Source organism: Gottfriedia sp. S16(2024), from assembly GCF_050473765.1.
GTDB lineage: Bacteria > Bacillota > Bacilli > Bacillales > Bacillaceae_G > Gottfriedia.
Genome location: NZ_JBFLUO010000001.1, coordinates 3,404,186 through 3,417,670, shown reverse-complemented (window position 1 = coordinate 3,417,670; position 13,485 = coordinate 3,404,186). Strand labels below are relative to the sequence as shown.

General features: G+C 33.1%; 8 protein-coding genes. All 8 read right to left on the bottom strand.

The genetic code is table 11. The features are described 5' to 3' along the window. Positions 1 to 482 precede the first annotated feature (482 nt). Complete coding sequence (locus tag AB1282_RS16055) at positions 483 to 2,372, bottom strand: S53 family peptidase (protein WP_429899534.1); 1,890 nt, start codon at positions 2,370 to 2,372, stop codon at positions 483 to 485. 589 nt (positions 2,373 to 2,961) lie between these two features. After that, entirely contained in the window at positions 2,962 to 4,746 is a 1,785-nt protein-coding gene (locus tag AB1282_RS16050; protein WP_429899533.1) for an ABC transporter ATP-binding protein, read from the bottom strand. 1 nt (position 4,747) lies between these two features. Next, on the bottom strand, positions 4,748 to 6,499 hold the full coding sequence (locus tag AB1282_RS16045; RefSeq protein ID WP_429899532.1) for an ABC transporter transmembrane domain-containing protein: 1,752 nt from the start codon (positions 6,497 to 6,499) through the stop codon (positions 4,748 to 4,750). Positions 6,500 to 7,035: 536 nt separating this feature from the next. After that, on the bottom strand, positions 7,036 to 8,658 hold the full coding sequence (locus AB1282_RS16040) for an FIMAH domain-containing protein (RefSeq protein ID WP_429899531.1): 1,623 nt from the start codon (positions 8,656 to 8,658) through the stop codon (positions 7,036 to 7,038). Positions 8,659 to 10,120: 1,462 nt separating this feature from the next. Beyond that, entirely contained in the window at positions 10,121 to 10,333 is a 213-nt protein-coding gene (locus AB1282_RS16035; protein ID WP_056476721.1) for a YneF family protein, read from the bottom strand. Positions 10,334 to 10,419: 86 nt separating this feature from the next. Next, positions 10,420 to 10,857, bottom strand: a complete 438-nt coding sequence (sirA, locus tag AB1282_RS16030; RefSeq protein WP_056476717.1) for a sporulation inhibitor of replication protein SirA — start codon at positions 10,855 to 10,857, stop codon at positions 10,420 to 10,422. Between the two features lie 191 nt (positions 10,858 to 11,048). Further along, a complete protein-coding gene (tkt, locus tag AB1282_RS16025; protein ID WP_056476710.1) occupies positions 11,049 to 13,052 on the bottom strand; it encodes a transketolase in 2,004 nt (667 codons plus the stop codon). A gap of 187 nt (positions 13,053 to 13,239) precedes the next feature. Beyond that, the gene (locus AB1282_RS16020; protein ID WP_390313219.1) at positions 13,240 to 13,479 is read right to left on the bottom strand and encodes a DUF896 domain-containing protein; all 240 of its coding nucleotides are present in this window, start codon (positions 13,477 to 13,479) and stop codon (positions 13,240 to 13,242) included. Between the last annotated feature and the right edge of the window lie 6 nt (positions 13,480 to 13,485).

The following is a 13,485-nucleotide window of genomic DNA, read 5'->3' as shown; positions in this document are numbered from 1 at the left end:
TTGTCGATTAAATTACCAAATTTTCGTAAAAGGAGTCGAATGATGTTGACTTCCACTACAGGATGCTCGCTTTCCATGGGGAGAGACCTGAGCCTCCTCGGCAAGCCTGCGGGGTATTCATCAAAATACAAACTGCAATAAAACCTTATCAAATAGCCTTTACTTAGAGTATCCTAACTGTTGTATATTAATCTGCTTGTAGGTCAATTAATATCGAACATTAATTAAACTAATCAACTAATTTGTTTTTCTAAAATATAGCTCATAATATTTTTAACTACCGAAAAAATTCATTACTAGTGACTATTGGAACATGAATTTCTCAAACATATTAACATTTAAAACCATTAATAGATCATCCAAAAAAATGATAATTTCATCATTAAATAAATGTTCAGATAATCTCTATTTTCCCTATTGACCATTTTATATTTCCATACTCAAAAAAAGTCGCAATAATATGCGACTTTTTCTTTTTAAATTTATTTATCTGAAGTACTAAATTTATCAGCTAATTTTGCTACATCAGGTATTCCAAGTCCAGTAGCTTGGTTATAAAGCGTGCCTGGTGTACCAGAATAGAATAGATTATCGTTTTCAGCACCTGATTTGTTTAATGGTGTGAAAGGCGATGAGCTTTGTTGTGCGAAGCGGTAAATTTGCGGATTCCAGAAACCAACTTGAGTGTGATCTGCACTATTAATTAGCGCCGATAAACCATTCAGTTGAGGTGATACGAAACTAGTTCCGCCAAATACAGCATATCCAGAATTTGAACCTGGTTTACCTGGATCACTTAAATACACATAGTATCCAGTGTATGGATCTGCAGCCATTGATAAATCTGGAAGGTTACGGCCTGTACCTTGTCCAGAAATAACAGTAGGTTGTTTGTATGTGACATTTGATAAATCTGGTGAAATAGTAAACTCATCTACTGCAGTAAAACTGTTAACTCCACTAACTCCTTTTTGATAGTCTGGAGTTTCAAAATGAGTACTGAAACCTCCACCACCGCCATTCACTAAGTTAGCATCTGGTAGTTTTCTAGCTTTGTAATAATCATGTAAATAATCCCATCCCCAAGCACGTTCTTCACCTACTTTAACATCAACACCTGTTGAGCTAGAGTGGAATTGGAAAGGTAATGTCGTACCACCTGCTACAGTGATGTAAGGACTTGCTGCTGGGAAATCAGCTGTCAGTTTAAATACTTTATCTGTACCTCTAGTTTCATCATAAGCACCTGCATCACCAGCTGCTGCAAACATCGAAATACCTTGTGCTGCTGCTTGCATAAATAGTTGATTAAATGTATCTTCGTACTCTGGTGCTTCCATTTGTTGCTGTACGTATGAATCAATACTCAATTCACTTGAACCCCAACTTACTGAAATTTGTTTTGCTACATTATCATTAATTGCATTTGAAAATGCATCTACAAATCCAGTATCTGAGTTTGGACCTACATACACATTCATATTTGCATTAGGAGCAATTGCACCTGATTGCTGAACATCTAAAGTAGTTTCTTCATAGCCATCCCATCCAGAACCGCCATCTACTTCAGTTACTTTAATACGGTTAGGCTTTGTTTGAATCCCCATATTATCCCAGAATTTATAAGCATCATCTGTATTAAATTCTGCTAAGGTTACAATACCGATTGTTTGGCCAGCACCATCTGCGCCCTTTTTATAAAGTGGATTAACATTGTAATGACTTTGTAAATCCTGTGGTGTTAAACTAAGAGGACCAGTTGGTACATCCTTATTATCAATAATTGTTGGTTGTTTAACAGCTCTTGATTCTAAATTTGAATAATTATTTAAACCTAAAATACATAAAATATTATCTGAAATTACTTTTGGTAAAGTTGGCTTCTTTTTAGTAGAGTGAATTTTTTTTCCTTTATAACTAGCATTTTCTAATTCTACATTTAATGCTTTGTTTAATTGAGCTACTGTTCCTGTTGCTGTAATTGTTAAATTATTTGCATGTACATCAGCTTTAATACCATATGATTGCAGGTAAGACGTAACGGAATGGATATAAGCTGGATTTGGTGCATATTTAGCTTTGAATTCATCAACACTTAAATATTTACGATAATGAGGAGAATATGGTGTAACTGTTTCTTTTATATATTTTTCTAACGCATCTTTGTTTTGAAGTTTCAAAACAAAATCGATTGATAAAGTAGTATTAGGATCCATGTCTCCAAAATAGTTAGTTCCGTCTAGTACAGCAGCCCCTGTCCCTTGGGCTACTTCCTTATTTACTTGTGCAGCTACTTTAAAGGTTGGTGCATTAACTAATAATAAAGAACTTGCCGCTGCTACTGTCATTAATGGTTTTTTCCAGTTTTTCAAAGCATATTCCTCCTTGTTGAGTACGTCTAACTTCAATATCGAAAGACTAGTATAGTAGAATAACAATTTAATATCCTTTAATTTTTTATTTAAATTCAAAAATACTAAATCTATTCTCTGTTATCGATTATAATTCTCGAAATAATCTAACAAAAGAAATATTATTCGATACAAATAGCTAAAAACTACCATTTTTCGAACAATTACAACAAATATCGTAATATTTTTAGTAATATTTTCCTTTTTTAAATTTACTTTAATTAAACCAAATTAGAAAAAGTTTATTAAGTTTTTAATATTAATTATTTCATCTAATCAAATTTTAATTATTATAAAATAATTATTTTTAAATTTTTTAGTATATTTCAGTAAAATTCCCCACTTAAACACTAAAACGCTAGTGCATTCTAAAATACATATGTTAATCAGTGATTACTAGAATAATTTTAGGCATCAAACTAATGACAATCGCATTTGATCTATTAATCAGTACTTTATGGTTTTATTAATTATGGGTTAATTTTTATTAATATCCTTTTGAATATAGTTCCAAATAAAAAAGTAGCTAGAAAATCCAGCTACTTTTTCATTACTCGGCCAATAATAACGACCCTTTATTTTGTAATAGATACATATTATAGTATAATCCTTGTTTTGCAAGAAGCTGTTGATGGTTACCTTCTTCTACGATTTTTCCTTTGTGCAATACATATATGCAATCAACATCTTGAATTGTTGATAAACGATGAGCGATGATAACCGTAGTTCTACCTTTTCTCATCTCAGTTAAAGCTTCTTGAATTGCTTCTTCTGTTTCACTATCAATATTTGCAGTTGCTTCATCTAAAATAAGAATAGTAGGTTTAGCTGCGATCGTTCTAGCAAACGTGATTAATTGGCGCTGACCACTTGATAATGTTGAACCTCTTTCAACAACTGCCTCATCATAACCATTTGGTAATTTTTCAATAAATTCATTCGCTCTTACTAATTCGGATGCTTCTTTAATTTCGCTCTCAGTTATTTTGTTATTATACATAGATATATTCCCTTTTATATCTCCAACAAATAAATAAGGATCTTGTAAAACTAATCCGATATTAGAACGTAATTCACTTTCTTCAAATGTTGATAGTTTTTGTTCATCAATCTGAATTTCTCCGTCTTTCACATCGTAAAAACGTAATAATAAATTCATGATTGTTGACTTACCACTTCCTGTATGACCAACAAAGGCCACCGATTGACCAGGTTTAACTGAAAATGAAATATCATGAATTACATTATGCACCCCGTCATATGCAAATGTAACATTTTTAAAATCAATACTTCCTTCTTTTACTTTTGGTAAGTCAGTTCCTACTTTAGTAGGAGCTTTTTGTTCTTCATCCATTAAGTCAAATACTCTAGATGAAGATACGACAGCTTGCTGTAATAAAGATAATTTCATCATCATTTGCGTGATTGGTTCAAAAAATCTTTCTAAATAACTTACAAATGCATAGACTGTACCAATCTCGACTGGATTACTAAAAGAAGTAATTCCAAAGAAGCTAAGAACAAACATTATACCAATTGTATAAATTAAATCTGTTGCTGGTCTTAAAAACAGAGAATCTAATCGTATAGTTTTTACACCTGCATTATAGTGAGATTTATTAACTCCCTCAAATTCATTTTGTAATCTTTTTTGTTGGTTAAATGCTTGTATGATCGACATACCTTGTAAGTGTTCGTTCAATTTAGCATTTAAATTACTTAACTGCCCTCTAGTTTCCATAAAAAATGGAAAACTCTTTTTTCGATAGGTTAATATAATAAAATAAACAATTACAACTAACCCTACACAAATCGTTGCTAATTTAGCGTCTAATGAGTACATCGCAATAATGATTCCCACTAAAAAGACAATTTGCTGGATAAAAGTTGCCAGCACACTAACATAAAAATCTTTTATAGCTTCTGTATCATTTGTAATTCTTGATACAATACTTCCAATTGGCGTTTTATCAAAAAACGAAAATGCTAATGAATGTACATGCTCATAAACTTTCATTCTTATATCTTGAACAACTTTAAAAGCAATTTGTTGAAACATTAAAAGCTGTAAATATGATAAAACAATTTTTCCGAGTGTTATTGCAACGTAAATAGAAAATAACGTTATGATTGTATCTTTTGGAAAATACCTCTTCATTAAATGATCATCTAGAAATCTTTTAACTAAAATTGGACCATACATTTCACATGCTGTTGCAAGGAATAAGAAAATAAATGCAAAAGTCAGTAAAACTTTATATTTTTTTAGAAATGAAAGAAGACGTATTAAATCTTTTTTCTGCCTTGAAGCATCGATTTCAATCTCCTGATTCATTTTATCTCCCTCCTTGCTCTACTAGTTCTTCTAGTTGTTGTCTTTCAAACATTTCTTTGTACCAACCATCAATTTGAACTAATTCGTCATGTTTACCTCGTTGAATAATTCTTCCTTCGTCTAAAACGATGATTAAATCACTATGCATGACTGCACTCATACGATGAGAAGTAATAAATGTTGTTTTCCCACTTCTTTCATCCTTTAAAGAGTGTAATATTTTTTCCTCTGTTTTCGCATCCACTGCAGATAAACAGTCGTCTAATATTAAAATATTAGGGTTTTTAATTAAAGATCTAGCGATTGAAATTCTTTGTTTCTGACCACCGGATAATGAGACTCCTCTTTCTCCTACAATCGTGTCGTAGCCTAACGGGAATTCTAAAATATCTGCATGAATATTAGCAATCTCGGCAGCTTTATATACTGTTTCGATTGAAGAATCAATTTGACTAAATGCAATATTTTCCTTAACTGATGAAGAAAATAAGAAATGTTCTTGAGGTACATAACCAATATGTGATCTTAGAGATAATAAAGTTGTATCTTTAATATCTAAATCGCCAACTGAAATACTCCCGTTAACTACTTCATATTCTCTCAATAAAAGTTTTAAAAGAGTTGTTTTTCCTTGACCAGTTTTACCAACTATTCCAATTGTTTGACCTTCTTGAACATTAAAATAAATGTCCTTTAATTCAAAATTTGATTCTTGATTAAACTTAAATGAATCAATTGAATAAGTTATTTCACCCATCGGAAGTTTTTCTAATGCATTTTTTTTATTTTGAATTTCAGGTTCAACACTCAATAAAGAACGTATTCGATCATAAGAAGCGCGGCCTCTTTCGACAATATTGAATAACCATCCAATTGCAAGCATTGGCCATATTAATATTCCTAAATAAGTAACAAATGTAATTAATTGCCCAACAGTAATATCATCTGCAATAACTAATCGAGAACCATAAACAACCGCAATAATATAGCAAATCGAAACGACCAACATGATTGTTGGATCAAAAAGTGCATCAATTCTAGCAACTCTCATATTGTATTTCACTACTAAATCTGCTTGATTTTTAAAAGCGGTTACATCTTCTTTTGTTTGCCCTAAACTTCTGATAACCTTTAAACCACTCATACTTTCTTGAACTTTATTATTTAATTCTGAAAATGATTCTTGTGCTAAATGAAAACGTTGATGTAATAATTTACCATAATACTGAGTCAAAATGGCCATAACAGGTAATGGCAATAGACTAATAAGCGTTAACTTCCAACTTATTGATACTGCCATCATAATTAATACCGATCCACCTAAAATAATAGAATCAACAAAAGTTAAGATACCTGCCCCTGCTGTCTCGCGTACTGCTTGAACATCGTTTGTTGCGTGAGCCATTAAATCTCCAATTCTATTTTTTTGATAAAACGATGGAGACATTTTTGAAAAATGATTATATAAATCATCCCTAAGCTGTCTAGCTAATTTTAAAGAAGAACCAAATATTAATCTCCTCCACCAATATCGAAATGCATAAAGAAGTAACCCATTAATAAAAATTAAACCTACCCAAAAAAGTAAGTTTTTACTATTAAGTGAGTTTTTTATCATTTCATCAATTACATAACCAATAACTTTCGGAGGTAGTAGCTCTAAAATTGCAACGATTACTAAAAGAGATATTCCCCATACATAGCTTCTTTTTTCTTGTTTGAAAAACCAAAACAAATCTTTAAAAACTGACATTCCTTCACCCCCGCAATGCTGATTAACTAATTTTAAAATATTTAGAAAACTCAAAACAATGTTCATTATAACATAAAGTTTAAATGTTTTTTAATAATTTGCTCATTTAAAAAGGTTGTTAATTTTCGGTATATCCCAAAGTTATGCAACTCAATAAAGATTAACCGGAATGAAAATTGAAATAAGTATACATAATAATCAAAACGTTCTAAAGAAAATAGTTTATTACAGAACTTGAATAGAAAAATAAAGGATGAAATTGATAAATTTTAAAAAAACAATTAATGGTTGTTCTCTCTAGAGTTCTAAATAGTTCGTATTCATTAAAGGCTTCGATCATTAATGGGAGCCTTTTAATTATGTTAATTTAACACACAAAAACCACTTTCCATTGTTTCATTATCCAATAGAAAGTGGTTTCACTTTTACTTATTATTTTATGAACTAAATGTTTTCACATTTTTTATGAAGGATTCATACTTTAGTGTTCTTCCATTCTCTGGCACAGTTAATCTCCCCTGAACAATAAATCAAATCTATTGCCAAACCTCAATCATTGCATCGGTGTTCGCTTTTAAATTATTGTACGCTTTTGCAGAAACCTTTTTCGAAGCATTTTCATTATCTAGAAAACCTTTAAAATCTTTAATATGTTTGACAACCTTATCCGCAGAGCCTTTCTTTTCAAATTGTTCTACTGAATTCAAATGTGCCTTCAATGCTTGCGCAGATCCTGCTTTGAAAGCTCCCGCATTTTCAAAGCTATCGATCATAGAACTTACACTTGTTGCATTTAGATTGTTCAGCACAAGATTGTTATCGGTAGCGCTTTTATTTGAGTCTGTTTCTGAAGTTGCCGTAAAGTTAATATTGGCTGGAGCTGTCATACCTTTAGGGATTTTCACATAAACAGGTACATCAACTGTTTTACCCGGTTCAACTGCTACAACTTTGTTTTCAAGTTGAACTGTCCAATTATCACCTGCAGAAGCGTTAACACGAATAAGATCCTTTGCTTCACCAGTATTAGTAACATTAAAATGATAAACTGCCACTTTGCCCGCTACAGCCGGTTGTAAAGTGCCAGCGCTTACATTTACCCCGCGTTTATAGGCACCTGAGCCCTCCGTGTTACGTACGGCAACCTGGTAATGTAGTACACCGTCATTGCCTTTGTACTTCCCTAAAATATAGAATTGTAGTTTATTGTATGGATCGATGTACTCACTGACAACATCGTCTTGGCTAATAGAACCATCGAATTTACCGCCAACCAAACTTGCCCCATTCCCTGCATGGAATAAAGAATCCAGGGCTTGACGTGGGTCACCTTTTGTAACCGATACTGTTGTACCGTCAGGCTTTGTAAAGTCCTTCAGTCTGATATCTTCTGGATGTGAATCAACTGGCCAAATGAACGGTGCAGTTTCTGCATTTTTCGTTTTTGAAATCAATACACCTGAATCGGCCGCAAAGGAATCCGCACCAACTCGGTCTACAACTTCTAGAGTGTAGTTATTGTACTTAGCGTTGTTTACGTTACCGATCATATCGTTACGCCAATCACCGCTTAGGTAATTGCTTGGTGTTAAATCGCTCATACTGATGTTGATTCCGTGAAGTCCAGTTCGACCAAATTTACTGCCAATTGGTACTTCGCGTGCGATAATATCCGCAAACACAGGTCCAGATTCTTTTAATTCATCACGGTTGAGCTGCAGGACTTCATCATTGGATAGGAATCCCTGTTTCATTTTATTTCGAAGCGTATGTGGTGCTGGTAACGAAGATCCAAGGGTTGCCGGAATCATCCAGCGTGTATGCGTTCCACCTGGACCATTAAATGACCCACGACTCATCGTTTCCCAATAACCCGAGTAGGTTCGAGGGTCTAGAGCTGCATTATTATAGTTATCGCCCAGTCCCTTAAGGTGACCAAATTCATGAGCAAATGTTGACATGCCATCACTTTCACCTTGAATCGAAACACGAATCGATTTGCCATTTAATGTTGCACTCGATGCAGCAGACCAAATAGATTTTGCTGCAAACCATGAAGTCCAAGGTACATAACGAGTTTTTGCCCAGTTTAGCATATTCTCAAATCCAGTTAAATTCTTCGGTGGCCCAAATTCAGCAGGCACCGAGTTCTGATTCATAAACTTCATTTCTCCCAGTTCTTGCCAAACGGTTGATTCATCATAGCCAGCATGTACAATGAACGCAAAGTCATAGTTTTTTCCTGATGCGACTATGTCTGCTGTTGCTGCATTTATACCATCCTGGAAGAGATTCCCTGTTTTATAATTACCTGGCAGTGAACCAGGATTAAAACTGTCAAGACCATATTGAAATTCGTATTTATCCAAGCGATAAGGACCGTAAGAATCAAGGGTTACGCCCCATTTTCCATATGAGTTCTCTTTCCAAAAGCCATCGATTGTCTGATAATGATTTAGCTCACTTGGAACATTCAAGTAATTTGTCCAAAATTCCCCGAGTTTTTCGCGAGGAACGGCATTGACTTGAGGATTACCGATAGGATCTTTCCCCTTAGGCAAGGTCAAAATAAAATCCTGACCTGGAAAATCGACCAAGATCAAAGCTCCTTTAAGGTTTGATTCCGGTTGAATACTCTTATCAGTACTCCAATTTACACCAGGGACTGGTTTATAATCATTCCAGGTCATATCGTCTGGATTCACCCATGACTGAGGATCCACTGGTCCGGGCATTTTATCAAGCCCTGGCTCAGCAGCGAATGCGGATGTTGAATACATCGAAATCATTAAAGTGGTCGATAATGCAGCAATCTTATTTCTACGCTTCAAAATGATTCTCCTCTCATTTGTACACTATAATTTATGTAGCTTTCGTTTTTGAATTTGCCCTATCGATTATGTAAAGTTATCATTTCTTTTTTTTGCTTCTATATCGTCACCTCCTGAATCAAGCTAAAAGCCTACTTGTATCCCCCTTTCATGCAATTTACTAATTAATAGAATTCATTGCTAGTTTACGAGAATTTATAAAATGATAAAAAACTATAAAATATTTAATAATTTATTAACAATTCTAAGCTTTTAATAATGAGTATTTTGACAAATTTTGAAAATACCGCAAACTTTTTTATCGACTTTCTCTTTCATATAACTTGTTAAATAGTTAGAAATCGACGTATTAAACAATTTTATTTCGAAGTATTTGTCAACTGTTTATGGATTTTGACATGTTCTGTATAAAAATATTTGTTCTAAAAAAACATACGAATGTATTAATGATTAAAGAATTGCAAGATAAACAGAATTCTTCTAAATACAAAATTTAAGAAAAAGATATAAAAAAACACCAACTTTTCGCGAAAGCCGGTGTTTTTAAATTTTAATTTTTCCCTTTAACTTCTTTTGGTAATCACAAAAATTTTCTCTAAAAACATAAAAAACCACTTGCCCATTGGTTAATTCCAACAGAATAAGTGGTTTTAGATTGTATAATGATTCATGATTTAAATAATTACAAATTCTTGGTGTAGGATTCACTTAAAAGAACTGCTTCCAGAAAGAATATGTTCAATATTTATTTCAAAACAAGCTATAAAGCCTTATATTTTAAAAGGATTTATTATTTTGTTTGGTTGTTCATAGCCTTCATCATTTGGTTAATTTTCTTTTGTGAAGGTTTTTGTCCCATTTGAGCCATCATTACTTTTAACATTTGTTCATTAATTGGTGGATTTTTCTTTAAGTAGTTCATTGTATATTGACGAGCTATGAAAAATCCAATCGCAACACCTGCAATTAATGCTAAGATGCCGACTAGAAAGTATACCCACATTTTATTGCTTCCTCCTTAAAATCATCTAGAAACAATTTTACTAAAACTAACCAGTTTATACAAGAGCAAACTGCAATTTAATCGTTTTAAATATACTTTTGATAGGCGATAGGTCTTAGCCAGCCAAATCGCTGATCCTTCACATCTATTGCAATGAATGTTGAACGAAATTTTCTTAATAGCTCAAAGAATATTGTTTCTGCCTCTAATGATCCTTCTGCATATAAAATAAGTTCGTGAGGATAAAGTTTTAGCTGAGCTTTTGCACCATCAACAAGTTCGAGAAGATACTCTCCAGTTTCCTCATAAAAGTAGATCTGTTGAGAATCAAATTTGCGAATAAATGTATGTAGCTCGAATAATGGTATTGGTTCTGTTATATATTCTAATTGTTTTTCGATTATTTTCCTTAGTTCAATCGATGAATAATAATACTCATATACTAGTTGATATATTTTATGCTCTTTTCCATAAAATTCTATAGACAGTGGTTCTCGAATTAAAAAAATTTTATATTCCCTCATATCTTGTCCACTCCCAACAACTATCTGTAAGGAAGATTATATAAAATTCCATTCAAAATATTTGTCATTTTTAAGGAGTGAAAATCAACTAGTTTTGTCGAAAAATCTTTAATAAAGCATTATATTGAAAAAAGGTTTAGGAAATAGGAAAAGAATTTAAAATTCTTTCCCTACTTTTCCCATCTTTACCTTTATTGTAATACTTTTTTTGCTGCTGAAACGACATGATCAACAGTAAATCCGAATTTTTCCATTAATAAGTTACCTGGAGCAGATGCACCAAATGTATCGATTGAAATTACTTCTCCATCGAATCCTACATATTTATGCCAGCCGAATGAAGAACCCATTTCTACTGCTACTCTTTTCGTAACTTCTTTTGGTAATACTGATTGTTTATATTCTGCAGATTGCTTTTCAAATAAGTCCATTGAAGGCATCGAAACAACCGATGCAGAAATTCCTTCTGCCGCTAATTTTTCTTGTGCTCCAACTGCTAATTGTACTTCACTACCTGCTGCAATTAATACAACATCGATTTTATCTTGTTTCGCAGGAGAAAGAACGTAAGCTCCTTTTGAAACTTTATTATAAATATCAGTAGTAGTACCCTCTAAAGTAGGTAAATCTTGACGAGACAATACTAACATTGTAGGAGCATCTTTAGCTTCTACTGCCACTTTCCATGCTGCAGAACTTTCATTTCCGTCTGCTGGACGAATTACATTAAGATTAGGCATTGATCTGAATGCTGCTAGTTGCTCAACTGGTTCATGAGTAGGTCCGTCTTCACCAACTGCGATACTATCATGTGTAAATACATAAGTAACAGGTAAATTCATTAAAGCAGCTAAGCGAATTGCTGGTTTTAAGTAATCAGAGAAAACAAAGAATGTTGCGCCAAACGCATGAACTCCACCATGTAGAGCCATACCATTTAATGCTGCACCCATTGCAAATTCACGTACACCGAACCAAATATTTCGTCCATCGTAGCTTTCTCTCGTAAAGTCACCTTTACCATTCATATACGTTTTATTAGATCCAGCTAAGTCTGCAGACCCACCAAAGAAACTAGGTAATACGTTTGCGATAGCGTTAATTGCTTCACCTGAAGATGAACGAGACGCAATTTTTTTACCTACTTCATATTTAGGTAATGCTGTTTCTAAATCTACAGTAATCTTACCTTCAATCGCATTCTTTAATTGAGCTGCTAATTCAGGATATTTTTCTTCGTATTTAGCAAAAGTAGCATTCCACTCAGCTTCTTTCTTTTCCCCAGCTTCAACAATTACTTTATTAAAATGTGCATACACTTCTTCTGGTACGTAGAATGCATTTTCATAACCCCAAGCATACGCTTGTTTCGTTAAAATCGTTTCTTCTTTTCCTAATGGCTCACCGTGAGATTTTGATTTACCAGATTTATTCGGAGAACCGTAACCGATTGTTGTTTTCACTTCAATTAGAGTTGGTTTTGATAATTCTTCTTGTGCTTTTTGGATCGCTGCAGTAATTTCATCTAAGTTATTTCCATCTTCTACTCGAATAACTTGCCATCCATAAGCTTTAAAGCGGTCTTCTACGCTTTCAGAGAATGAGCGATTTAATTCTCCGTCTAATGAAATATCATTTGAATCATAAAGAACTACTAAGCGTCCTAATTGTAAATGTCCCGCTAATGAAGCTGCCTCTGCTGAAACACCTTCCATTAAATCTCCATCACCACAAATTGAGTATGTAAAGTGGTCAACTACATTTAAGTCTTCTTTATTATATGTACCTGCTAAATGACGCTCTGCTAAAGCCATCCCAACAGCCATCGCAATACCTTGTCCTAATGGACCTGTTGTAGCTTCAACACCATGTGTATGTCCATATTCAGGATGTCCTGGAGTGTTGCTACCCCATTGACGGAAGTTTTTAATATCTTCAATCGAAACTTCGTAGCCTGATAAATGTAACATACTATATAGTAACATTGAACCATGGCCTGCTGATAACACAAATCGGTCTCTGTTAAACCATTTTGAATTTTTTGGGTTATGATTCATAAATTTTGCAAACAATGCATATGCCATCGGTGCAGCGCCCATTGGCATTCCTGGGTGACCAGAATTTGATTTCTCGATTGCATCAATTGATAATGTACGAATCGTATTAATTGCTAATTGTTCAATATTATTAGACATAAATTTCGCTCCTTTAGCTTATTCATAGATATTATCATATAATTTACCATGATTTATTACAATAACTAACACTTAGTTTTGACATTTTTAACAAATTCTTTCCAAGAAATAGAAAAAAGCAGAATATTCTACTGCTTTTATTTGTTATTATTTACAAAATATGAAATTTTATATTGTTAAATCTTTTTTAATGTAAATTTCTTTTACGCATTGCTTTTTCATATTTTAACTTTGCAGGAGTAATATCATTCCCTTTTTCATCAACAATTTTAAGTGAAGTTAATTCATCCATCATTCGAGAACGGAAATCTGCTAAATATTCTTTTCTTAATTGATCTTGTTCAGCTTTCTCTTCAGGATTTAACCCTGCTTCTTTTGCTTTTTTTGATAATTCATTTATTCTATCTAAAGTTTTTTTAGTAACCATTAGTAA

Excerpts from the sequence above, each read along its gene's own strand:
- AB1282_RS16050 (WP_429899533.1), bottom strand. The coding sequence starts at position 4,746 with ATGAATCAGGAGATTGAAATCGATGCTTCAAGGCAGAAAAAAGATTTA.
- AB1282_RS16045 (WP_429899532.1), bottom strand. The coding sequence starts at position 6,499 with ATGTCAGTTTTTAAAGATTTGTTTTGGTTTTTCAAACAAGAAAAAAGA.
- AB1282_RS16040 (WP_429899531.1), bottom strand. The coding sequence starts at position 8,658 with ATGAATCAGAACTCGGTGCCTGCTGAATTTGGGCCACCGAAGAATTTA.
- AB1282_RS16035 (WP_056476721.1), bottom strand. The coding sequence starts at position 10,333 with ATGTGGGTATACTTTCTAGTCGGCATCTTAGCATTAATTGCAGGTGTT.
- sirA (WP_056476717.1), bottom strand. The coding sequence starts at position 10,857 with ATGAGGGAATATAAAATTTTTTTAATTCGAGAACCACTGTCTATAGAA.
- tkt (WP_056476710.1), bottom strand. The coding sequence starts at position 13,052 with ATGTCTAATAATATTGAACAATTAGCAATTAATACGATTCGTACATTA.
- AB1282_RS16020 (WP_390313219.1), bottom strand. The coding sequence starts at position 13,479 with ATGGTTACTAAAAAAACTTTAGATAGAATAAATGAATTATCAAAAAAA.